This is a genomic window from Paenarthrobacter sp. OM7, assembly GCF_029873575.1.
In the GTDB taxonomy this organism is placed as follows: Bacteria; Actinomycetota; Actinomycetes; order Actinomycetales; family Micrococcaceae; genus Arthrobacter.
In genome coordinates this window covers 931365-954923 of sequence record NZ_CP123579.1, presented here as the reverse complement: position 1 = coordinate 954923, position 23559 = coordinate 931365, and the positions used below count along the sequence as shown (strand labels likewise).

Genomic DNA, 23559 nt, shown 5'->3' with positions numbered 1-23559 from the left:
CCGGGTTCTGGCGTGTGCCTGCCACGGTGAGCAGGCTGTTTGCTCGATCCTATAGATGCAGCGTGGGAGCGATCACAACATGACGTAGTTCCAGCGGAGAGGGACCGATGGGCTACCCAGCTTGGGCGGGACTACCCGGCTCTCGCCGGACTACCCAGCTTGGGCCAGCGCGAGCGGCAGCACCGCGCCCACTCCGGCTTGGCGCAACGCCCTGGCCGAGACCGTCATGGTCCATCGGCTGTCAATGAGGTCATCGACCAACAGCACGGGTTGGCCACCGAGGCCCGCCAAAGCCTGGGCGAGATCGGGACCGACCACCAGCCTGTCCCACACCCCTGCCAGCCGGTACGCACTGTTCCCTCCGCGTGCGCCGGTGGGCCCTCCGTGCTGGGGTTGCAGTTGTCCGAGGTAGGGCATTTGCCCTATGCCCGCGATTCCTTGAGCCAAGGTCCCGACCAACTGCGGCTTGCTCCGTGAGGGGACACTGACCACGGCTGCCGGACGGCCGACTCCGCTCCAGGGAGTCCCGCCCTCAGCACCTGACCATTCGCGCAGGACCTGGACACATGCCTGCAACATGGCTGGATCCACCGCCCGGTCCGGCGCCCCGGCAGCGAACAGTTCGCGGAGCGCCCCACCCCAGCCAAGGTCGGTGAGCCTGGCAAGAATCCGTCCCTCGGACACACTCTCATCGGGCTTGATCTTTCCCTTGACCGCCACACCGAGCCGGTCCATTCCACTGGGCCATTGAAGGCGTGGTTCCACGGCTATTCCGGCCCGGCGCAGAGTCTGTCCTGCGGCATCGGCGGCGGAGGCTGCCACGTCCACGGGAAACCATCGGCCGGCGCAGTTGTCACAGCGCCCACACGCGGCCGCGGTTTCGTCGTCCAGCACCGAGGTGATGTATTCCATGCGGCACCCGGCGGTGTCCTGGTAGATCACCATGGAATCCTGCTCGTCCACGCGTGCCTCGGCAATACGTGAGTAACGATCGGCGTCGTAGTTCCACGGGACCCCGGTGGAGCGCCAGCCCCCACCGACGCGTTCCACGGCTCCATCGACCGCCAGGACTTTGAGGAGGAGTTCCAGCGGTGTTCGGCGAAGGTCCACCCTGGCTTCCAGAGCCACCGTGGACAGCGCCGAACCGGCTTCGCCGAGGACAGTGAGGACAGCGTTCGCTTTCTCGGCCGACGGCATGGAGGCCGTGGCAAAGTACTGCCAGATTTCACGGTCCTCGGAGCCGGGAAGCAACAGGACATCTGCGTTGGCCGCTCCACGTCCTGCACGGCCAACTTGTTGGTAGTAAGCCACAGGCGAGGACGGCGCGCCGAGGTGGATGACAAAGCCCAGGTCCGGCTTGTCGAATCCCATTCCCAAGGCGGACGTGGCCACGAGAGCCTTTACCTGGTTGTCCTTAAGGAGTTGTTCTGCGCGCTCCCTGTCGGCAGGGTCTGTGCGTCCGGTATAGGAGAGAACATTGTGTCCGGCTTCAGCCAGAAGCCTGGCAGTATCCTCAGCCGCCGAGACCGTGAGCGTATAAATGATGCCACTGCCAGGCATATCGGCCAGATGCGTCAGCAACCAGCCCAAGCGGTCCCGGGAATCGGGCAGTGTCAGGACGCCCAGGCGCAGCGATTCACGGCCCAGGGCGCCACGTATGGTCAGTACACCATCACCGAGTTGCTCCTCGATGTCATGGACCACCCTGGAATTGGCGGTGGCCGTGGTGGCCAGGACGGGAACGGACGCTGGCAGTTGTGCAATGAGGTCCGCAATCCGGCGGTAATCCGGACGGAAGTCATGTCCCCAGTCCGAAATACAGTGAGCCTCATCAATGACCAAAAGGCCGGTACGGCGGATGAGTTCCGGGAGCTGGTTCTCCCGGAAGGAGGGGTTGGTCAGCCGTTCAGGAGAGACCAGGAGGACATCCACCTCGTCAGCGGCCAATTGGGCCAGGACGGTGTCCCATTCCAAGGCATTGGCGGAGTTGATGGCCACAGCCCGGACTCCTGCCCGTGCGGCAGCGGCAACCTGGTCCCGCATGAGCGCCAGCAACGGCGAAACAATCAGAGTGGGGCCCGCACCCCGCCTGCGCAGCAGCAGCGAGGCAACGAAGTAGACAGCCGATTTTCCCCAACCGGTACGCTGAACCACCAAGGCCCGGCGTCCGGCATCAACCAACGCTTCGATGGCCTCGTACTGGCCGTCATGGAACTGGGCTTCCGGGTGCCCCACCAACTCCCGCAGACATTCCAAAGCCTGGTGCTGGGTAGGTGATTGCACGGAAACGGCAGCGTTCTGGGAGTGGTTGGCCATCACCCCAGTATTCCAGCCGACCCTGACAGCCATAACCTGCAGGTCCTGCTATGTGGACAACGATTATCCACAAGCCAGGTTCCGCATTCCAGCCCGTTTGCGTTGCCACAGTAGGATTGAGCGCGTGACTAGCGAGCAGAACAAGACATTCGACCTCTCGGCATCCTTTAAGGCGTATGACGTCCGTGGGATCGTTGGTGAGTCCATCACGGCGGAAATCGTCGAGGCCGTGGGTGCTGCCTTTATCGACGTCCTGGGCCTCGAAGGCGAGACCGTCCTGGTCGGAGGGGACATGCGTCCGTCCTCTCCGGAGTTCAGCCAGGCCTTCGCCAACGGCGCAGCAACGCGCGGAGCGAACGTCCTTCTGTTGGACCTGATCTCCACCGATGAGCTCTACTACGCTTGCGGTGCGTTGAACGCTGCCGGTGCCACGTTCACGGCCAGCCACAACCCGGCAGAATACAACGGCATCAAAATGGCCAAAGCCGGCGCCCAGCCCATCTCCTCGGAGTCCGGCCTGAAGGAAATCCAGGCCTTGGCAGAGCAGTACCTGAACTCCGGGACCATCCCGGCTGCGGGTACCCGCGGCGAGATCGGCGTGCGTGATGTGCTGAAGGACTACTCGGAATACCTGCGCCAGCTCGTGGACCTTTCCGGCTCCCGTCCGCTGAAGATCGTGGTCGACGCCGGTAATGGCATGGCGGGGCTGACCACCCCGGCAGTCCTTGGCGACAAACTGCTCCCGGCACTGCCGTTCGAGATTGTCCCGCTGTACTTTGAACTGGATGGTTCTTTCCCCAACCACCCGGCCAACCCCCTGGAGCCGGAGAACCTGCGCGACCTGCAGGCCGCCGTCGTCAAGCACGGCGCGGACATCGGTCTGGCATTCGACGGCGACGCTGACCGCTGCTTCGTGATCGACGAGAAGGGCGAGTCTGTCTCGCCGTCTGCAATCACCGGCATGGTGGCCCGGCGCGAAATCGCCCGTGCCCAGGCCGCAGGGGAAGAAACCCCTGTGATCATCCACAACCTCCTCACCTCAAAAGCCGTCCCGGAGCTCGTCGCCAAGGATGGCGGCCGTGCGGTACGGACCCGTGTGGGACACTCCTTCATCAAAGCCGTCATGGCCGAAGAAGGTGCCGTGTTCGGCGGGGAGCACTCCGCTCACTTCTACTTCCGGGACTTCTGGAACGCCGATACCGGCATGCTCGCCGCCATGCACGTCCTGGCTGCTTTGGGCGAGCAGGACGGTCCGTTGTCCGAACTCGGCCGCCAGTACGAGCCCTACGTCTCTTCCGGAGAAATCAACTCCGAGATCGAGGACAAAGCAGCCGCCGTTGAACGCGTCCGCGCCGACTTTGAAACAGAAGACATTGACATCGACCACATGGACGGCAGCACCTTTACGGCCAAGGACGGCAGCTGGTGGTTCAACTTGCGCCCCTCCAACACCGAACCCTTCCTCCGCCTGAACGCCGAAGCGAAGGATCAGCCCACCATGGAAAAGATCCGCGACCGCGTCCTCGCACTGGTCCGGGCCTAGGTTCAGGCATGAACGATCAGCACGCTGCCACAGACGTCCCGGAAGAAACCGACCAGGACCGCGAACTCCGTGAAACCTTGGGCACCGCTTTGGGCACTGCCCAGGAACACATCCAGCAGAACGGCGGATTTTTCCCTTTCGGCATCACGCTGTCCAACGACGGCGAACTGCGGATAGTGATGATTGCTCCCGGTGAGCCGGACGAAAACGGTGACGTCGACGCCGGCCAAATGCTGACCGACGTCCATGATCTGCTGCGACAGGGCCGGGACGATTACCGGGCCGTAGCAGTGGTGAGCGACGTCAGCCTGCCGGACCATGGGTCCGACGGTATCCATGGTGCAGCCGAACACCGGAACGGCGAAGTCCTGGCAGCGATCATTCCGTACACTCCCACGGCGGAGGGCTTTGCCTTCAGCGCGATGGAACCCGATACACACGAGCCATCCATCTGGGTGGACTAGACCCTGCCCGTGAGCTGGACCCTACCCGGGAGCTGATGCCATGAAAATCAACGCGTTCGCAGATGTCAGCCTCCGCGCCATCATGGTGTTGGCCGCGGCCCCCGAAGGTTTGCTCCTGACCACCCAGGCAGTGGCGGATGCCGTGGGTACACCGTACAACCATGTCAGCAAGGCCATGGTCCGCCTGCGTGCCCTTGGATATATCGACGTTGAACGAGGACGGCTGGGCGGTTCCCGGCTCAATGAATCAGGGCGGCGAGCCACCGTTGGGGAAGTCCTGAGGCATCTGGACAGCCGACAGGATCCAGCGGAGTGTCAGTCCCCCACCAAGAACTGCCCGCTCATCAATGAATGCGCCCTGCGCCACGCGATGAATCGGGCCAGGGAAGCGTTCTACACCGAACTGGATACCGTGGTTATCGCTTCTCTCCCCCACGCCCGCCAGATGAACCCGGTGTTCCAGTCCATCGGGCTGCGGCCGGAGTTCAGGGTACCGGCCACCCAGCCATAAGCGGCCACCCTCCCGGCACTTTGGGTGGGTTGGGCACTCAGTGGGCAATGACGGCAGACGCTGCGAACATCGACTTCCACCCGGATACACTACGAAGTCTTCGGCCCGGACGTGCGGCCCGCCAACCAAGGCAGGAAAAACCGCCGGTGACATCTGCCGCAAGAACGACGGCGGCCCGCCACCTTTCAATCGAAAGGTGACGGGCCGTCGTCGTTCACTTAAGAACGCCGTTGTTCCTAAGAGGTCTAGCCCAGACGGGTCTTCAGACCGTCCAGCTCGGACTGGAGCGCCGCCGGGAGCGAATCGCCGAAGTTCGCGAACCATTCTTCAATGGATGCCAACTCAGTTGCCCATTCCTCAGGATCGACTCGAACAGCCGACTCAACCTCGGCCGGGGTCATGTCCAGGCCCTCGAGGTCGATGGATTCGCCGGTGGGCACGAAGCCGATCGGCGTTTCCACAGCGTCGGCCTTGCCCTCGAGACGCTCGATGGCCCATTTGAGCACACGGGCGTTGTCTCCGAAGCCAGGCCAGGCGAAGCCGCCTTCGGCCGTGCGACGGAACCAGTTGACCAGGAAGATCTTTGGCAGTCGCTCCGGATTGGCCTTGGCGGACAGGTTCACCCAGTGATTCAGGTAGTCCCCCGCGTCGTAGCCAATGAACGGCAGCATGGCCATGGGGTCGCGGCGGACGACGCCGACGGCACCGGCGGCAGCGGCGGTGGTCTCGGAGGACAGCGTGGAACCCATGAAGATGCCGTTGGACCAGTCGCGGGCCTCGGTGACCAGCGGGATGGTGGTCTTGCGTCGGCCGCCGAACAGGATTGCGGAGAGCTCCACGCCTTCCGGGCTGAAGTATTCCTCGGCCAGCATGTCGATCTGGTCGATCGGCGTGCAGAAGCGGGAGTTCGGGTGCGCTGCCGGGGCGTCGGAGTCCGGAGTCCAGGACTCGCCGCGCCAGTCGGTCAGGTGCGCCGGAGTTTCCTCCGTCATACCTTCCCACCAGACGCCACCGTCGTCGGTCAGTGCCACGTTGGTGAAGATGCTGTTGCCCTTGGCGATGGCGCGCATGGCGTTCGGGTTGGTGCCCCAGCCGGTACCCGGTGCAACGCCGAAAAGGCCGGCTTCGGGGTTGACGGCGCGGAGTTCGCCTTCCTTGCCGAAGCGCATCCACGTGATGTCGTCGCCAAGGGTCTCAACCTTCCAGCCCTTGATGGTGGGGTCGAGCAACGCAAGGTTGGTCTTGCCACAAGCGGACGGGAATGCCGCGGAAACGTAGTAGGTCTTCTGCTCCGGCGAGGTCAGCTTAAGGATGAGCATGTGCTCGGCCAGCCAGCCTTCGTCGCGTGCCATCACCGAAGCGATGCGCAGCGCGTAGCACTTCTTGCCCAGGAGGGCGTTTCCGCCGTAGCCGGAGCCGAAAGACCAGATGGAGCGCTCTTCGGGGAAGTGCACAATCCACTTGTCCGTGTTGCACGGCCAGGCAACGTCAGCCTGGCCGGCTTCCAGCGGTGCACCCAGCGAGTGGAGGGCGGGGACGAAGAAGGCGTCGGTCTGTGTGATGCGGTCCAGGACATCCGTGCCGATGCGGGCCATGATGCGCATGGAGGCAACAACGTAGGCGGAGTCGGTGATCTCGACGCCAAACTTGGGGTCCTCGGCATCCAGGTGGCCCATGACGAACGGAATGACGTACATGGTGCGGCCGCGCATGGAGCCGGCGAACAATCCGCGCAGCTTCTGCTTCATTTCGGCCGGGGCCATCCAGTTGTTGGTGAAGCCTGCGTCGCGCTCGTTCTCGGAGCAGATGAAGGTCTGCTCTTCTACACGGGCAACGTCAGCAGGGTCGGAGAATGCTGCGAAAGAGTTCGGGAACGTCTCCGGGTTCAGCCGCTTCAACGTGCCGGCCTCAACGAGTTCGTCGGTGAGCTTCTTGTTTTCTGCTTCGCTGCCATCAACCCAGTGGATGCGGTCCGGCTGAGTCAGCTCGGCAACTTCCTCAACCCAGGCCAGCAGGCGTGTATGCGTAGTAGGTGCCTTCTCAAGCAGCGGCAGTCGCGCCAGATCGCCCATTGCGGTTCCCTTCCTCGGGTTCAGTGGTGTGTCCTAAACGATAGGGGCCGCGGACCAGACCAATCCGTTGTCAGACATCGGACATCCACACAGCCCAAAAGTAAAAACCGCTAGAAATAAGGGGTTGGGTTAGCCAGGACGGAGATTTAAGTGACTAAGGTCACGTAGACCGGTCTAGTTGCGCAGATTACAGCTTTTCGATTTGGAACTTCACATGAACTTCTGTAAAGTTTATTGAGGTTCGAGGGGGTCAGAGAAACAGACCGCCGAGAATCACGCGAAATGCGCCCATAGCTCAGCTGGATAGAGCGTCTGTCTACGGAACAGAAGGTCAGGGGTTCGAATCCCTTTGGGCGCACAAATCAAGACCCGCACCGGTTCGCCGGTGCGGGTCTTTTGTTGTGCCCGGGCCAGCCCCACTGACTTGCATGTGCGGTGACCTGCACGCCGAACGCAAAGGGCCGTCGTCGTACTTTTCAAAAGTACGACGACGGCCCTTTCGTTAAGTACGGGGCGCTTACTCCCCGACTGCCTCGCTGATGCGGCGGCGGATGCCATCGAAGTGTCGGTTGAGCAGCTCGGACGCCAGGACCTTGTCCCCTGCCGCCACAGCTCCGTAAATGTCTCGGTGCATCGCAGCAGTCTTCGCCAGGTCCTCGTTCCCTGGACCGATCTCCACGTGGATCTTCCGGTACACCTTCCAGAACACGCCCATGAGGTTGATCAGGAGCTCGTTGTTGAGGGGTTCGAAGAGGCGACGGTGGAATTCGGCGTCCGCGGCCACGAAGTTTTCGCCGGCAGCGGCCAGCTCTTCCATCTGCTTCACGGCTTCTTCGATGGACGCGAGCTGTTCCTTGGTCATGACATCCATGGACGAGCCGATCAGGCCGGACTCCAACGCCTGGCGCACATCCACCAGCTGCAAGGCCTCCAGCCCCTGATGCCGCAATGAGAGCCGGCCCCTGAACGTCAGGCCGTCAGCCAGTGCGTCAAAGTTACTCGGCGCCACGAACATGCCGAAGCCGTGACGGATTTCGATGACACCCAAGGCCTGCAGCACCTTGAGTGACTCACGGAGCGTGTTGCGGCCCACGCCCAGGGCACCGGAAAGCTCGCTCTCGGTCGGCAACGGATCGCCTGCCTCGAGCTCGCGCTCAAGAATCAATTCCATAATGTCCGACTGCAACGCACGCAGCCGGGCCTGTGCACTGAACCGCGCCTGCGGAACCACACCGGAAGTTGTCATGGCTTTCTCCTTGCCGATGCACCGGCCCCGCAGACCGGCAAAGGCCGGTTCCGAGAGCAGGTGCGGTGTTAACATTGAGGCGAGCTTAGTGCCCACCCCTGAATGAGTGACTCGCAACATACAATATCGGATGTCCCACCTCCGTCATAGCTATGTACTGGGAAATCGTTGAGATTTCCCCTCAGGACCGGCCGCAGCCGGCAGGCCGCCAGGCGCGCGGCAGCAACCCAAGCGCACGTTCTCACTTGACGTTCCGTTGTGACCGCCCTTACAGTTTCCATACGAGCATCGGACGTCCTACATCCGATAACCCACGAAACGCGAATGGTGAGGCACCCTATGAGCAAGACGATCCACAGCCTGCCGCTGGTCAACGACGCCAGCCGCCGGAACTTCCTGAAGCTAAGCGGCGCAGTTGGTGCAGCAGCCGCCTTCACGGCAACACTCTCTGCGTGCGGCGGCGCTGCCAGCACCACCACCGGTACCACCACCAACACTGCCGCGGTCAATAAGGACCTCACCATTGAGGCCGGCATCTCCTACGCGCTGTCCACCGGTTTCGATCCCCTCAGCTCCTCCGGAGCCACGCCGATGGCCGCCAACCTGCACATCTTCGAAGGCCTCATCGAACTGCACCCGGCCACCCGCGAGCCTTACAACGCCCTTGCCGCAGCGGACCCCAAAAAGGTCAACGACACCACCTACCAGGTGACCATTCGCGAGGGCGCGAAATTCCACGACGGCTCCCCCGTCACCACCGAGGACGTCGCTTTCTCCTTCACCCGTGTGATGGATCCGGCCAACAAGTCCTTGTTCTCCCAGTTCATTCCCTTCATCCAGGACGTCAAGCCGCTGGACGCCAAGACGGTGGAGTTCACCCTTAAGTACGCCTTCCCCGGCTTCGGACCCCGCATCTCAGTGGTCAAGATCGTTCCCAAGGCACTCGCTACCGACCTTAAGGCGTTCGACGCCAAGCCAGTCGGCTCCGGACCGTACAAACTCATCTCCGCAGTCAAGGACGACAAGATCGTCTTCGAGGCGTTCGCCGACTACAACGGCCCCAAGCCTGCGCTGGCCAAGGGCATGACCTGGCTGCTGCTCTCCGATGCCGCAGCCCGTGTCACGGCGGTCCAGTCCGGCCGTGTCCAAGCGATCGAAGACGTTCCTTACCTTGACGTCGACGGACTGAAGTCCAAGGTCAAAGTTGAATCCGTCCAATCCTTCGGCTTGCTGTTCCTCATGTTCAACTGCGCCAAGGCCCCGTTCGACAACAAGCTGGTCCGCCAGGCCCTGCACTACGGCATGGACAAAGAATCCATCATCAAGAAAGCGCTGTTCGGCAACGCCAAAGCCGCCACTTCCTACTTCCAGGAAGGCCACCCGGACTACGTCAAGGCCAAGAACGTCTACAGCTTTGATACTTCCAAAGCTGAAGACCTCCTTAAGCAGGCCGGCGTCACCACCCTCGAATTCGAGCTCCTCACCACGGACACCGCTTGGGTCAAGGATGTTGCACCGCTGATCCTCGAGTCCTGGAACAAGATCCCGGGCGTCAAGGTCACCGTCAAGAGCCTTCAGTCCGGCGCGTTGTACAGCGACCGCGTGGGCAAGGGCGACTTCTCCGTAGTCGCGGCCCCTGGCGATCCCTCGGTCTTCGGCAATGACGCAGACCTTCTCCTGAGCTGGTTCTACTCCGGCGCAACCTGGATGGACAAGCGCGCCTTCTGGACCACCCCGGAACGCGCCAAGCTGCAGGAACTCATGAACAAGGGTTCCCAGGCATCCGGTGACGCGGCCAAGAAGATCGTGGGTGAAATCGTGGACATGGTTTCCGACGAGGTTCCGTTGTACCCGGTCTTCCATCGCCAGCTCCCCAGCGCCTGGGACGAGAAGAAGCTCAACGGCTTCCAGCCTCTGCCCACCACCGGCTTGTCATTTATCGACGTCGGACGAACCGCCTAAGCACCCTCCCTGTTGTGAGGCCCGCCCTGCGGCCTGAATCTCCCTTATAGCCCCGCGGAGCGGGCCCCACAACCAGCACCACCCAACCAACCGGAGAACACATTGGTCACGATATTGCGTTTGCTTGGCCGCAGACTTGCAGCATTGCCATTAATGATCCTGGGCATTACGTTGCTCGTCTTCCTCGTCCTGCAGGCCGCTCCCGGCGACCAGGCCAGTTCGGCCCTCGGCGACGGCGCCAGCGAAGAAGCCAAGCAGCAGTACCGCCAGGACAATGGCCTGAACGACCCCCTGGTCCTGCAGTACTTCCGATTCCTCGGCAAGCTCCTGCAGTTCGACCTCGGCGTCACCACCCCACCGGCAAAGTCGGTGGCGTCCATGATCGGCTCAGCGTTTCCCCTGACGCTGCAGCTGACCTTCCTAGGTGTCCTTATCGCGATTGTGCTCTCGCTCGCGTTCGGCATCCTCGGCGCCCTGTATCGCGACAAGTGGCAGGACCAGTTGGTCCGCGTCTTCTCCATCGCCGCGATCGCCACGCCGTCCTTCTGGCTGGGCATCCTGCTCATCCAGTGGTTCGCGCTCGGCGCCAACCCCATGTTCCCCTCGGGCGGAATCGCGACGCCGGAATCCGGCTTCGGCGGTTGGCTCAACTCCATGGCCCTCCCGGCCTTGGCGCTCGGCATCCCGGTGTCTGCGTCGCTGATCCGCGTGGTCCGTACCTCAATGGTGGAAGAACTGGACCGCGATTACGTCCGCACCGCCATCGGCAACGGGGTCCCTTACCGCGAGGTCGTCTCCAAGAACGTCCTCCGCAACGCGCTCGTCACCCCGGTGACCGTGCTGGGACTTCGCGTCGGCTACTTGCTGGGCGGCGCCGTCGTGATTGAAATGATTTTCGCCCTGCCCGGCATGGGCCAACTGATCCTCAACGGCATCACCAACCTGGACGTCAACCTGGTCCAGGGCGTGGTGCTCACCATCTCGGTCACCTTTGTCTTGGTGAACATCGTGGTGGACCTTCTCTACCTGCTCATCAACCCCCGAATCAGGACGGTATAGCTCATGCGCAGCAAGCTCGCAGAACGGCTAAGTGCCCCGGGCATTCGTTTCAAGGCCCTGCCCTGGGGCTCGCGTATCGCCCTGCTCTTCCTCATCGTGATTGTCCTCGCCGCCATTTTCGCGCCGGTCATCGCCCCGCACGATCCACTGGAGACCTTCATCCCGGCCACCCCGCCCGGCGCCGAGCACTTCTTCGGCACCGACCGCCTGGGCCGCGACATCTTCTCGCGCCTCCTCTTCGGCGCACAGTCCTCGCTGATGATCGGCCTCGGGGCGGTTGCGTTGGCCATCCTTGCCGGAGCGCTCCTTGGTTCCTTCGCCGCGACCTCCAGCAAATCCGTCAACGAGATCATCATGCGGCTCATGGACATCCTCATGGCGTTCCCGGGTATCGCTCTCGCAGCTGTGTTGCTGGCCGCGTTCGGCAACTCGGTCCCCACCATCATCATTGCCATCGCCATCATCTACACACCGCAGCTTGCCCGCGTAGTCCGCGCCAACGTGCTGGCACAGTACGGCGAAGACTACGTCCGTGCTGAACGCGTGATCGGCGCCGGACGTTTCTACATCCTGGTCAAGCACATCGTCCGCAACACCGCGGCTCCAGTGCTGGTGTTCGCAACGGTCATGGTGGCTGACGCCATCATCCTGGAAGCCTCGCTTTCCTTCCTGGGGGCCGGCGTCCAGGATCCCGCGCCGTCCTGGGGAAATGTGATTTCCTATGGCCGCAACCTGGTCCTCTCCGGCGGTTGGTGGGCTACCACCTTCGCGGGTCTGACCATCCTGCTGACCGTGTTGTCCCTGAACATCCTGGCTGAGGGCCTTACCGACGCCATGGTGAACCCGAAGCTTCGGCGCGCGCCGGTGGTGAAGGACGACGACGGTGCTTCAGCCGCCGTTGCTGTCGACGCTGAGGTAGCAACCTCGGTGGCCCAGCCGTCCGTGGTTGAGCAACACGAGCTCGACGGCGTTCGTGCGGCTTCCAGCGACACCGTCACCTCCGGTGTCGAGACTGCGGCCGTCCTCACCGACGTGAGGCTGGCAGCCGCCAACCCGCACCTCCTCCTGGACCGCGAACTGGAGCTCCTGGCAGCCATCGAGGCGAAGCGCACCGACCGGCTCCCGCAGGTCTCCCCAGGAGCCCGCAATGTCCTCGAAGTGAAGAACCTGTCCATCCGTTTCCCAAGCCGCTTCGGCGACATCGCAATCGTGGACAACGTCTCTTTCACGGTCCGCGAAGGTGAGACCATGGGCTTGGTAGGCGAATCCGGTTGTGGCAAGTCCATCACCTCACTTGCTGTGATGGGGCTCCTGCCCAAGACCGCCCAAGTCACCGGGTCCATCACCTTCGATGGCAAGGAACTCCTGGACTCCACCACCGAACACAGCAACCCCAAAGCGTACGAAGGCCTTCGCGGCGAGCAGATCGCCATGGTCTACCAGGACGCGCTGAGCTCGCTGAACCCGTCCATGAAGATCAAGGACCAGCTGGAACAGCTCACCAAGCGCGGCGGCCGCAAGACTCCCACCGAGCTCTTGGAGATGGTGAAACTGGATCCCGTCCGGACCCTCGCCAGCTACCCGCACGAGCTCTCCGGCGGCCAGCGCCAACGCGTGCTGATCGCCATGGCGTTGTCGCGTTCACCGAAGATCGTTGTAGCCGACGAGCCCACCACCGCCCTTGACGTCACTGTCCAGAAACAGGTGGTGGACCTCCTCAACGAGCTCCGCGAACAGCTCGGCTTCGCGATGGTGTTCGTCAGCCACGACCTCGCCTTGGTTGCTTCCCTGGCGCACCGCATCACGGTGATGTACGCGGGCCAGGTGGTGGAGTCCGCACAGGCCTCCGAGCTCCTGCAGAATCCCAAGCATGAGTACACCCGTGGCCTGCTGGGTGCTGTCCTCTCCATTGAGGCCGACGCCGTCCGTCTCCACCAGATTCCGGGCACGGTGCCGTCCCCTCGGGACTTTGCCACGGGAGACCGCTTCGCGGCCCGCTCACTGAGGCCCGACGCCGATCCCCACCAGAAGCTGGTCCTCACCACGGTTTCTTCGGTTGACTCCGTCAACGGCGGTGACGCCGACCACTACTGGGCGAGCCATTTGAAGGAGGACGCGAAATGAGCCAATCAATTCACCAAGAATCAAAACCGGTCATTGAGCTCAAGGACGTCAAGGTCTATCACCACGCACGGACTGGTGGCCTGTTCCGTCCGAACATCGTCAAAGCGGTGGACGGCGTGGACTTCACCATCAGCCGCGGCGAAACCGTGGGCATCGTTGGTGAGTCCGGCTGCGGCAAGTCCACACTCGCGTCAGTGCTTGTGGGACTTCAACCGCCGACGTCGGGCAAGGTCCTTTTCCACGGAAAGCCGGCCATCAAGCGGAACGCGGCCATGCGCAAGGAATTCGGCCGTTCGGTCTCCGTGGTCTTCCAGGACCCGGCAACGGCACTGAACCCGCGCATGACCATCCTGGACATCCTGACGGATCCCCTGCAGATCCATGGCATCGGCAACGCGTCATCCCGTGCTGCCAAGGTCAAGGAACTGTTGGCGCTGGTGGGCTTGCCGCAATCGGCAGCCGAAGTGACGCCGTCGCAAGTTTCCGGAGGTCAACGCCAGCGCGTGGCGATTGCCCGGGCGCTGGCCTTGGACCCGGACATCATCGTGGCGGACGAGCCGACGTCGGCCCTGGACGTTTCCGTCCGGGCGCAGGTCCTGAACCTGCTGTCCGACCTGAAGAAGCAGCTCAACCTCGGCATGGTGTTCATCTCGCACGACATCCAGACCGTCCGCTACGTCTCGGACCGGATCTGCGTCATGTACTTCGGCAAAATCGTCGAGCAAGGCACAGCCAGCCAGGTCTTCGACAACCCGAGCAACGACTACACCAAGAAGCTGCTGGGTGCCGCGCCGAGCCTGCTCCACATCTAGTTTTTCCTTTCACAAGCTACAAACAACGGAGAATTCTGTGTCCACTCAATTCCAGGGCGTCATCCCCCCGGTCATCACCCCCCGCCACGCAGACGGCAGCATCGACACCGCGTCGCTGAAGAACGTCACCAAGCACCTGATCGACGGCGGTGTGTCCGGCCTTTTCGTCCTGGGCTCCTCCGGCGAAGTCCCCTATCTGACCAACGACGAGCGTGAGCTGGTGGTCTCCACCATCGCCGACGCCAATGCCGGGGCGGTCCCGCTGATCGTGGGTGCCAACGAGCAGACCACCACCCGCGTCATCGAGGAAGCCCGCAAGGTGGTTGACCTCGGCGCTGACGCGATCGTGGTCACCTCCATGTACTACGCAATCGGCAACGCCGCGGAGACCGAAACGCACTTCCGCAGCATCCACGCGGCCATCGAAAAGCCGATCTTCGCCTACGACGTTCCTGTCCGCACGCACTTCAAGCTGCCCACCGACCTGCTGGTCCGGCTCGGCCGCGACGGCGTCATTGCCGGCGTCAAAGACTCTTCCGGCGACGACGTCTCCTTCCGCCAACTCCTCCTCGCGGCCAAGGACATCCCCAACTTCGACATCTTCACGGGTCACGAAGTTGTGGTGGACGGCGCTCTCCTCGGCGGCGCGCAGGGTGTTGTTCCGGGCCTCGGCAACGTTGATCCGGCCGGCTACCGCCGCCTGTTCGACGCCGCCCAGGCCGGTGACTGGGCTCTCGCGGCAAGGGAGCAGGACCGCCTGGCCGACGTCTTCGAGATCGTCTACGCCCCCAACGGCCGCGTTTCCGGTGGTGCTGCGGGCCTGGGCGCCTTCAAGACCGCACTGCAGGTGATGGGCGTCATCGAATCCAACACCATGAGCTCGCCGATGCTTTCCTTGGATGACTCCGAGACTGCTCTCATTCGTTCAATCCTGGAGCGGAACGGGCTGGTCTAAGCTTCGATGACCCCTTCCATGAACCACGTGATCGGCGTTGACCTCGGCGGCACCAAAACCGCCGCCGGAGTTGTCACGCCTTCCGGCGACGTGTTGATGTCGGAGACCATTCCTACGTTGAACCGGGCCGGTGGCGAAGCAATTTTGGACGCCACCGCTGCGCTGATCGCGGGCTTGGTGGAGCGCGCTGCCGACGCCGGCATGTCGGTTTCCGGCGTCGGCATCGGCTCCGCCGGTGTGATAGACGCGTCTTCAGGGGTGGTGGTCTCCGCGACCGATGCGATTCATGGTTGGGCCGGGACTGCGCTTGTTTCGGGGCTTGCCGCGCGTCTTTCGCTTCCTGCCCCGGCCGTCCGCGCCGTCAACGACGTCCACGCACACGCGCTCGGAGAAGCTTGGCTTGGCGCCGCCGCCGGGTCATCGAGTTCACTCATGGTGGCGTTCGGAACAGGAGTTGGCGGGAGTTTTGTCCTGAACGGCGTTCCTGTAGTGGGTCACCGTTTTGTGGGTGGGCATGTGGGGCATTTCGCTTCTCCCTATGCCTACTCCGACGGTGTTCCACTGCCGTGCGTGTGCGGTGGTTCCGGGCACGTTGAGGCTGTGGCTTCCGGGCCCGCTCTTTTTGAGGCGTTTCTTCGCTGTGGCGGTTCTGCACGGGAGGCATTGGACGCGCGGGGCGTGTTTGCGCTGGCCGCTGCTGAAGCCCACGACGGCGGTGCTGCCGCAGGCTCTGCGGACAGCCGCGCCGCGGCTTTGCGTGCTGTCGACATTGGCGCAGCCGCTGCTGGACAGGCAGTGGGCGGCCTTATCAACATCCTTGATCCTGAAACCGTGGTGATCTCCGGCGGCCTTGCCGATGCCGGTGAACTGTGGTGGAAGCCCATGGAAACGGCACTCCGGGAAGAACTCCTGGCTCCCTTGGCTGCCATCCCTGTCCTCCGGGCAACACTTGGCAACACGGCGGCGATTGTTGGCGCCGCGAAACTCGTCCTACCAGGCCCTAAGTCAAGGGAGATCCCATGATTCTCACCACCGAAGGCCTCGAGGCCCTCCGCTCACAACTGATCGTCTCGTGCCAGGCCTACCCCGGCGAGCCCATGCGCGATCCCCGGACCACCGCCCAGGTGGCGGCCTCGGCTGTCAGCGGAGGCGCTGCGGCGATCCGCGTCCAAGGGTTGGCCGACGTGCAGTTCACGCGCGCCGCCGTCGAGGTTCCTGTCATTGGCCTGTGGAAAGACGGCCACGATGGCGTCTTCATCACACCCACGCTGCGCCACGCCTTGGCGGTAGCGAATGCCGGTGCGCACGTTGTGGCGATTGACGGAACGCGGAGGGCCCGCCCGGATGGGCTTTCCCTGGGCGAAACGGTGGCTGGTCTCCACGCGGAATCACACGCACTGGTCATGGCTGATTGCGGTTCCTTCGACGACGCTGTTGCCGCCGTCGAGGCGGGTGCTGACCTGATCGGCACTACATTGTCCGGCTACACCGGCGAGCGCCCCAAGACTGACGGCCCGGACCTGGAGCTCCTGGAGCAGATCGCGTCCGCCCAACTGGGCAAGCCACTCATCGCAGAGGGGCGCATCCATACCCCTGCGCACGCACGGCAAGCCCTTGACGCCGGGGCGTTCGCCGCGGTGGTGGGCACCGCCATCACGCACCCGGCCACCATCACGGGCTGGTTCAAGGGCGCAATGCACGCGTGATTCGCAGCGTTGCGAGGCCCGCTCCGCACCTCAAAATCCGCGCCGGGCCCGCAAAGCAGGCCTCACAACCCCGGTGACAGCGTCGCCTCTGGCATCTCCTGCGCACGGGAGTACTGGGACCACCCGCCGACGAACAGCCTCCCATGGCCCATACCCACATGCTCCATGGCCAGCAGGTTATGGCAGGCCGTTACTCCAGAGCCGCAGTAGGAGACCACGCCCTCTGCGGACAGAACGCCGGCAAGCTCGAAGTTCGCGCGAACCTGCAGTTCCGGGATCAAGTGTCCCGTGGAGTCGAGGTTCCCGCGGCACGGAACATTCACGGCACCGGGTATGTGTCCGGGACGGGGATCCACGGGATCCCGGAGTCCATCGAAGCGGTCACGGTTCCTCGCATCCACTCTCAGGTACGTGGCAGACGAGGCCTCGGAGATATCCGCCAGTAGATGCGCTGGCCAGGCCTGGGCCGAAAAGTCCCCCATCCGTGGTGAAGGTGCCTGCGTGGTGAGTTCGCCTTGGTAAGCGGCCATGCCGCCGTTCAGTATCGCTGCGTTGTGTCCTGTCGACCGGAGCATCCACACGAGTCTGGCCGCGATGACTCCGCCGGCGTCGTCGTAGGCGATCACCGTGTCCGAGTCGTTGATCCCTGCACGCCGCATGCCTTCGGCAAACACGTTGGGGTCGGGCAACGGGTTCCTCCCGGCTTCAGGAGACGCCGGCCCGGACAACCATTGGTCAAGGTCCATGAACACAGCACCAGGAAGATGGCCGCTGTCATAGGCGTCCTTCCCGGAGGATCCGTCCAGATACCAGCGGGTATCGGCAAGAACGAATTTTCCGGCGTTCTCCGCGCACCAGTCCCAATCGACAAAAGGCCTCAAATCTTCTCCCATGCGAAGCAGCCTAGCCACCAATCCCACAATATGAGATGTGCATCTCGAAATATGGACAGTGGAGCCGACTTGCGGGGCCCTTTGTGCGCCCCAAAATCCGGCGCTGGCGCGCAGAGCGGGCCTCACAACGCACAGGTGCCGGTTGTAGGCTTCTCCCATGACTGCCGAGACCTCCCGGGAATTCGATGTAATCGTGATCGGCGCGGGCGCCGTAGGGGAAAACGTGGCGGACCGGGTGGTTCGCGGCGGCCTTACGGCGGTGATTATCGAGAGCGAGTTGGTGGGCGGCGAGTGCTCCTATTGGGCCTGCATCCCTTCCAAGGCACTTCTTCGTCCCGGGAACGTGCTCCACGCTGCCCAGGTGGTGCCCGGCGCGAGCGAGGCTGTTACTGGAGTGGTTGACGCCCAAGCTGCGCTGAAGAACAGGGATTGGTTCACCAACAACTGGCAGGACGGCAGCCAGGTGGAGTGGCTGGACAGCGCGGGCATCGAGCTCATCCGTGGCCGCGGCCGCATCACGGGCCCGCGCGAGGTCCAGGTGGATGGCCTCGACGGTAACAGTTACGCGCTCAAGGCACACCATGCCGTGGTGGTCGCGACCGGCTCCACCCCCACCATCCCGGACATTGAGGGCTTGAAAGATGTCCCGTTCTGGACCACCCGCGGAGCCACGGCAGCGAAGGAAATTCCCAGGCGCTTTACCGTGCTCGGGGGCGGCGTAGCGGGCGTGGAGATGGCGCAGGCATTCGCCCGGCTCGGCTCGGACGTGACCCTGATTGCCCGCGGTCGTTTGTTGAGCAGCTATCCGGAAGAGGCGGCCACCCTGGTGATGGCCGGACTCCGCGCCGACGGCGTCACCGTTCACGTCCACACCGATGTGGAGAGAACACAGAAGAACGACGACGGCACAGTGACAGTCGCGTTCGACGGCAAAACTGTCACCGCTGACAAACTGTTGGTGGCCTCAGGCAGGCACCCCGCACTGGCCAATCTGGGCTTGGAGAATGTTGGCGTCGAGCCCCGGAACGGCAAGCCGCTCCGCGTCACGACCGATGCCAGCGGCCTGGTTGAGGGCCCGGCCAGCGATGGCACCAGCGGACTCTGGCTGTATGCCGCGGGGGATGCCGCGGGCAAGGTCCTTTTGACCCACCAGGGCAAGTACGAGGCCCGTGCTACCGGTGACGCGATCGTGGCAAGGGCCAACGGCAAGCTCCAGGGCACACCGAAACCGTGGAGCCCGTGGGCCCATACTGCCAACGATCATGCCGTGCCGAGCGTGGTGTTCACCGACCCCGAGGTTGCCTCCGTGGGGCCCAGCCTGGAGCAGGCCCTCTTGCAGGGAAGGAACGTCACTGGCGTGGAACTCCCCATCAACGTGTCCGGTTCCCAACTGCACTCCCCCGACTACAAGGGCTGGGCCCAGATCGTGGTGGATGAGGATCGGCAGGTGATCATCGGCGCCACCTTCGTGGGCCCCGGCGTTGCAGAACTCCTGCACTCAGCCACCATCGCGATCGTGGGCGAGGTGAAGTTGGACCGCCTCTGGCACGCCGTTCCTTCATATCCGACCATCAGCGAAGTATGGCTGCGGCTACTGGAAAAGTACGGACTCTAAATCTCTATTTGAACTGACCAGTCAGTTTAGTTAGACTTTCAGCAGACACCATTTCTGCGAAAGGCTTCATTGTGCTGTCCGTACAGCAACTCCAGATCAACGGCCGCCGGGACGATCTCCTGCCGGCAACGTCACTTCAGGTCCGCCGCGGCGAACTTCTGCTCGTTGCCGGAGAGGGCCAGGACCAGCGAACCGCTTTGGCGTTGGCCCTGAGCGGCCGCATGAAGCCCAGCAACGGCGTCCTCAGCTGGGACACCACCACTAAAACCAAAAAGATCCGGCTCGCCAGCGCCCTGGTAGACTCCCCCGGCGTCAACGAACCCGAGCAGCACCTCAGCGTCCGTGACCTCGTCACCGAAGACCTCTCCCTCATCCCCCGCCGCTACCGCGGCGCATTGCTGAGCAAGCCGTGGCTGAAGGTCAACAGCTTCGAGGACATCGCGGGACTCTGGATCGAACAAATTCCCGCCACCCGCCGGCTCGAACTCCTGACCGCACTCGCCCTCGCAGATCCGGCCACGGACCTCCTCGTGGTGGACTCCCCCGACCGCCACAGCGCAGATCCCGCAGCGTGGTTGCCCAGGCTTCAGGCTTTGGCGTCCGACGCCGGGCGGCCGCTTGCCGTGGTCGCCGTCGTCGGTGCCCTCCCGGAGAACTGGACCGGAGCCGCCGCGGTGATCGGCAACTCCGTGATGCATCCACCCGAACCGGAGGCTGAGGGCCCGCACTCCGAAACCAAGCCAGCGGCCGCCGTCGAGCCTAAAGCCAAACATGCTGCCGAGCCGGTGGCTGAAGAGCCGGAAACACTCGAAACTCCAGCGGCGCCCCAGGTGGCCGTCGACCCCGAATCCGAAAACCTCCAAAGGACTGCAAAGTGACTGTTCTGCGGCTCGCCCGCTCCGAACTCAAGCGCATGACCGGCGGGCTCCTGCCCAAGCTGACCATCCTCGCCCTGACGATGGTCCCGTTGCTGTACGGCGCCGTGTACCTCTATGCGAACTGGGATCCGTACGGCAACCTGAACCAGATCGACGCCGCGCTGGTAGTGGAGGACACGGGAGCAACGTCGTCGGACGGCACCGAACTGCAGGCCGGCCGGAAAGTGGCCGACAGCTTGGTGGAGGGACACGTCTTTAACTGGAAGCCGGTCTCCAGCGCCGAGGATGCAGACGCCGGTGTCCGTACGGGTGAGTACGCCTTCGCGCTGCGCATCCCCAAGGACTTCTCCGCCAACCTGGTCTCGCCCGGCAGCTTCGACGCCGCCAACCAGGCCATGCTGCACGTCACCACCAACGACGCCAACAACTACCTTTTGAGCACCATCGTGGACAAGCTCACCACGGCGGTTCACTCCACAGTGGCCAAGGAGGTGGGTGAGGAAACGGCAAACCAGCTCCTCACAGGCTTCGGAACCATCCATGCCTCCATCGTCAAAGCCGCGGACGGAGCCTCGGAACTGGCCACGGGCGTGACGAAGCTGAGCGACGGCGCCACAACCCTCCATGGCGGCACCACCGAACTGGTGGCCGGCGCCGACCAACTCGTGGCCGGTCAAACCAAACTGCGGGACGGTGCTGTCCAGCTCAACACCGGGGCCAGCCAGCTGAGCTCAGGCCTCACGGAGCTGAAGAACAAGACGGCGACGCTGCCTGCGGACTCCAGGAAACTCGCCGACGGCGCCGCCCAAGTAGCCGCCGGAAACGCCGAGCTGAACGCCAAGGTCCAGGACGTCGTCGGGCAGCTTGAAGCGGCAGACAAAGGCCTCCGGAACCGGGTGGTCGAGTCCAACGCGCGGCTGGTCGCGGCCGGTGTGCTGACGCAGGAGCAGGCCGCCAAGGTCCTGGCGGACTTCGACGCCGCCGCGGCATCGAGCCCCGTGACGGACGCGAAGGCCAAGATTTCCGGCGACGCCGCCAAGATCCAGCAACTCTCGGACGGCTCTGCTGCCGTGAGCGCCGGAGCTGCCAAACTCGCCGGCGCCACGCCAACACTCACCGACGCGATTTCGAAAGCCGCCGCAGGTGCCGGACAGCTGAACACCGGCGCAGCCACACTGGCCGCCGGACAGCAGACCGCTTTGGACGGCGCGGCCAAGCTCGACGACGGTGCCCGCCAACTGGACGACGGCGCAGGCCAGCTTGCCAGCGGCGCAGTGACCGCAGCCGATGGTTCACACACCCTTGCCACCGAGCTCTCCAAGGGGGCGGGAGATATCCCCAACCCGAACGATGAGCAGAAGAGCAGCGTGTCCAAGGTGATTGCTGATCCCGTGGCTGTGGACAACGTCTCGCAGGCGAAGGCAGGCTCTTACGGAGCCGGACTGGCACCCTTCTTCCTGACCCTGGCACTGTGGATCGGCGTGTTTATGCTGGTCCAAGCCATGCGGCCCATCACCCAGCGGGCCCTGGCGTCGAACGCCCCCGCCTGGAAAATCGCCGTCGGAGGCTGGCTGCCGTTCTTCGTGGTCTCGGTGCTGCAGGCCACCATCCTCACTCTCGTGGTGAACCTTGGCCTGGGATTGAACCCCGCACACCCCATCGGCATGTGGCTGTTCATGCTGGCCGCAGTGATGGCCTTCAGCGCGATCATCCAGGGCATCGTGGCGCTGATGGGGACACCCGGCAAGTTCGTGGTGCTGATCCTGTTGGTCCTGCAGCTGGTGTCCTCGGGAGGAACGTTCCCGTGGCAAACCACCCCCATGCCGCTGCACGTGGTGCACGAGGTCCTGCCCATGGGCTACGTGGTGACCGGCATGCGGCACTTGATCTACGGAGGTGAGCTCAGCATGATCTGGCCCACTGTCCTGGGCCTGCTTGGATACACTTTGCTGGGAATGGCGTTGTCCACGCTCGCCGTCCGCAAGCACAAGGTGTGGACCCTCAAGACGCTGAAGCCGGAGATCGCAGTATGAGCACCACCGAGCCCGTCCCCACCGGTCCTGCAGAGAAGAAACTCCGCCCCGGCCGCACCAACGCCACCAAGCAGCGCCTGTTCGAGGCCTCCATGGAATTGATCGGCGAGCGCGGCGCCGCGGGGGTCACAGTGGACGAGATCGCGGCGGCGGCTGGTGTCTCCAAGGGGACCGTCTATTACAACTTCGGCAGTAAGTCGGACCTGATTGCCCAGCTGCTTCGGCACGGTGTGGACATCATGCTGGTCCGGCTCCAGGACGTTCGCGGACAGGCCAGCGACCCCTTGGAATCCATGAACAACATGGTGGGCCAAGCCATGGAATTCATGGACGACTACCCCTCCTTCGCCCGCCTGTGGGTCAGTGAAAACTGGCGCACGCCCGGCGAGTGGAGCGCCGTTTTCGCAGAACTCCGGGCTGAGCTCCTGGCCGTGATTGGTTCGGCCGTGGAAAGCGTTGCGTCCGGGTACAAGGTCAACGAGTCCATTGCCCGGGGTTCACTGGAGGCAGCGATCTTCGGAGCGATCTTCGTGGTGGGACTGGACCGTCAGACGTACAACCCTGAACGGACCCGCGAGCAGAGCGTCGACGCCGTGATGACCATCATGCACGGGTACGTCATCAAGTAGCGCTGTCCGAGCGGGCCTCACAACGGTATTCAACTGCAATGTACGACGGCGTGGCGTGGCCACTTGGTCGGCGATGATTAACCTCATGCGTCACATGGGGAACAGTGGAAAGCTTGCGGTAGTGGCAGCCTTTGTGTCGCTCGGGCTGTTGGTACTGGCCGCGGTGGTCTTGGAAGAGCTGGTGCTGTACCTGTTCCTGGGCGCCGTGCTGGTCTGCTATTTGGCGTCCCTCGTCCAGGTTTTCAACCGCCGCCGCTACTTCGTGGTCCTCCTTGGCGCGGCGGGCACCAGCCTGTTCATTGGTTGCGGCATCGCGTTCCTGAGGATGTGGGGTATCGCCTTCAACCAGGATGCCAACGCCTTGGGCAGTGCCGGGAGCACCCAGGACTCCGACATCTACTTCTACCTGGCTGCCGCGGCCGGGGTCGGGACACTGGCTGTGCTGTTCCTCGGCGCGGTGGTGCCGTCGTTTGGTTCGCGTGCCGCTGCCTCTGCCGAAAGACCTTCGACGGCGGCAAAGCGCACCCCCGCGCCGCGCAAACCCGCGACGCGCGCAGGGACACCGGCCAAGCGACCGGTTCAATCAGCACCGCGTACTTCCGGCGCCACGAAAACCCCGGCCGTGAAGCGTCCCGCACCCCGGACGCCAACGACGCCTGCCAAGCGACCGGCGTCGAGCGCGTCCGCCCAACGCAAGCCGGCCCCCAAGCGCTAACGTCCCCAAGTAGGTAACAGCACATG

19 protein-coding genes and 1 tRNA gene are annotated in these 23559 nt (G+C 63.6%); 16 read left to right on the top strand and 4 right to left on the bottom strand.

Annotated features, from left to right (window positions below):
• Positions 1-150 precede the first annotated feature (150 nt).
• Entirely contained in the window at positions 151-2316 is a 2166-nt protein-coding gene (locus QEH68_RS04480) for a RecQ family ATP-dependent DNA helicase (protein WP_280626803.1), read from the bottom strand.
• A 124-nt stretch (positions 2317-2440) separates the two neighbouring features.
• Here QEH68_RS04480 and QEH68_RS04475 point away from each other — a divergent pair, with 124 nt between their 5' ends.
• The 3 genes from QEH68_RS04475 to QEH68_RS04465 are packed head-to-tail and all read left to right on the top strand — an operon-like array spanning position 2441 to position 4834.
• Positions 2441-3859: a phosphomannomutase/phosphoglucomutase gene (locus QEH68_RS04475; RefSeq protein WP_207596331.1), complete on the top strand. Its 1419-nt coding sequence runs from the start codon at positions 2441-2443 to the stop codon at positions 3857-3859.
• An 8-nt stretch (positions 3860-3867) separates the two neighbouring features.
• Entirely contained in the window at positions 3868-4323 is a 456-nt protein-coding gene (locus tag QEH68_RS04470) for a hypothetical protein (protein ID WP_207596330.1), read from the top strand.
• Between the two features lie 40 nt (positions 4324-4363).
• The gene (locus tag QEH68_RS04465) at positions 4364-4834 is read left to right on the top strand and encodes an Rrf2 family transcriptional regulator (RefSeq protein ID WP_280626797.1); all 471 of its coding nucleotides are present in this window, start codon (positions 4364-4366) and stop codon (positions 4832-4834) included.
• A 245-nt stretch (positions 4835-5079) separates the two neighbouring features.
• On the opposite strand, the gene QEH68_RS04460 is transcribed toward QEH68_RS04465, so the two are convergent.
• Complete coding sequence (locus tag QEH68_RS04460) at positions 5080-6906, bottom strand: phosphoenolpyruvate carboxykinase (GTP) (protein WP_280626790.1); 1827 nt, start codon at positions 6904-6906, stop codon at positions 5080-5082.
• A 284-nt stretch (positions 6907-7190) separates the two neighbouring features.
• Here QEH68_RS04460 and QEH68_RS04455 point away from each other — a divergent pair.
• Positions 7191-7264 (top strand) — tRNA-Arg (locus QEH68_RS04455).
• A 159-nt stretch (positions 7265-7423) separates the two neighbouring features.
• Here QEH68_RS04455 and QEH68_RS04450 read toward each other — a convergent pair.
• Positions 7424-8152, bottom strand: coding sequence for a FadR/GntR family transcriptional regulator (locus tag QEH68_RS04450; protein WP_089593757.1), 729 nt, complete (start codon positions 8150-8152; stop codon positions 7424-7426).
• A gap of 324 nt (positions 8153-8476) precedes the next feature.
• On the opposite strand from QEH68_RS04450, the gene QEH68_RS04445 reads away from it, so the two are divergent.
• From QEH68_RS04445 to QEH68_RS04415, 7 genes are all read left to right on the top strand, one after another.
• Positions 8477-10114 (top strand): ABC transporter substrate-binding protein, encoded by a 1638-nt coding sequence (locus QEH68_RS04445; RefSeq protein WP_280626786.1) that lies wholly within the window; start codon positions 8477-8479, stop codon positions 10112-10114.
• A 153-nt stretch (positions 10115-10267) separates the two neighbouring features.
• Positions 10268-11173 (top strand): ABC transporter permease, encoded by a 906-nt coding sequence (locus tag QEH68_RS04440; RefSeq protein WP_141285599.1) that lies wholly within the window; start codon positions 10268-10270, stop codon positions 11171-11173.
• 3 nt (positions 11174-11176) lie between these two features.
• On the top strand, positions 11177-13297 hold the full coding sequence (locus QEH68_RS04435; RefSeq protein WP_280626784.1) for a dipeptide/oligopeptide/nickel ABC transporter permease/ATP-binding protein: 2121 nt from the start codon (positions 11177-11179) through the stop codon (positions 13295-13297).
• Positions 13294-14109 (top strand): ATP-binding cassette domain-containing protein, encoded by an 816-nt coding sequence (locus tag QEH68_RS04430; protein ID WP_280626782.1) that lies wholly within the window; start codon positions 13294-13296, stop codon positions 14107-14109. Before QEH68_RS04435 ends, QEH68_RS04430 begins: the two co-directional genes overlap by 4 nt.
• Positions 14110-14146: 37 nt before the next feature.
• Positions 14147-15064 carry a dihydrodipicolinate synthase family protein gene (locus QEH68_RS04425; RefSeq protein WP_207596319.1) on the top strand — a complete coding sequence of 306 codons (918 nt, stop codon included), beginning with the start codon at positions 14147-14149 and terminating at the stop codon, positions 15062-15064.
• An 18-nt stretch (positions 15065-15082) separates the two neighbouring features.
• Entirely contained in the window at positions 15083-16087 is a 1005-nt protein-coding gene (locus QEH68_RS04420; RefSeq protein ID WP_280626778.1) for an ROK family protein, read from the top strand.
• Positions 16084-16770 (top strand): N-acetylmannosamine-6-phosphate 2-epimerase, encoded by a 687-nt coding sequence (locus tag QEH68_RS04415; RefSeq protein WP_207596318.1) that lies wholly within the window; start codon positions 16084-16086, stop codon positions 16768-16770. The genes QEH68_RS04420 and QEH68_RS04415 overlap by 4 nt, the downstream gene beginning before the upstream one ends.
• A gap of 62 nt (positions 16771-16832) precedes the next feature.
• Here the strand turns inward: QEH68_RS04415 and QEH68_RS04410 are convergent, their stop codons facing one another.
• On the bottom strand, positions 16833-17663 hold the full coding sequence (locus QEH68_RS04410) for a sulfurtransferase (RefSeq protein WP_280626775.1): 831 nt from the start codon (positions 17661-17663) through the stop codon (positions 16833-16835).
• 157 nt (positions 17664-17820) lie between these two features.
• Here QEH68_RS04410 and QEH68_RS04405 point away from each other — a divergent pair, with 157 nt between their 5' ends.
• The 5 genes from QEH68_RS04405 (at position 17821) to QEH68_RS04385 (ending at position 23533) form a co-directional block, all read left to right on the top strand.
• Positions 17821-19278, top strand: a complete 1458-nt coding sequence (locus QEH68_RS04405; protein ID WP_280626773.1) for an NAD(P)/FAD-dependent oxidoreductase — start codon at positions 17821-17823, stop codon at positions 19276-19278.
• Between the two features lie 71 nt (positions 19279-19349).
• Positions 19350-20156 (top strand): ABC transporter ATP-binding protein, encoded by an 807-nt coding sequence (locus tag QEH68_RS04400; RefSeq protein ID WP_280626771.1) that lies wholly within the window; start codon positions 19350-19352, stop codon positions 20154-20156.
• Entirely contained in the window at positions 20153-22189 is a 2037-nt protein-coding gene (locus QEH68_RS04395; RefSeq protein WP_280626770.1) for a YhgE/Pip domain-containing protein, read from the top strand. The genes QEH68_RS04400 and QEH68_RS04395 overlap by 4 nt, the downstream gene beginning before the upstream one ends.
• Positions 22186-22818 carry a TetR/AcrR family transcriptional regulator gene (locus tag QEH68_RS04390; protein WP_207596309.1) on the top strand — a complete coding sequence of 211 codons (633 nt, stop codon included), beginning with the start codon at positions 22186-22188 and terminating at the stop codon, positions 22816-22818. The genes QEH68_RS04395 and QEH68_RS04390 overlap by 4 nt, the downstream gene beginning before the upstream one ends.
• Before the next feature lie 94 nt (positions 22819-22912).
• Positions 22913-23533 (top strand): hypothetical protein, encoded by a 621-nt coding sequence (locus QEH68_RS04385; protein WP_242703529.1) that lies wholly within the window; start codon positions 22913-22915, stop codon positions 23531-23533.
• The last annotated feature ends 26 nt before the right edge of the window (positions 23534-23559 follow it).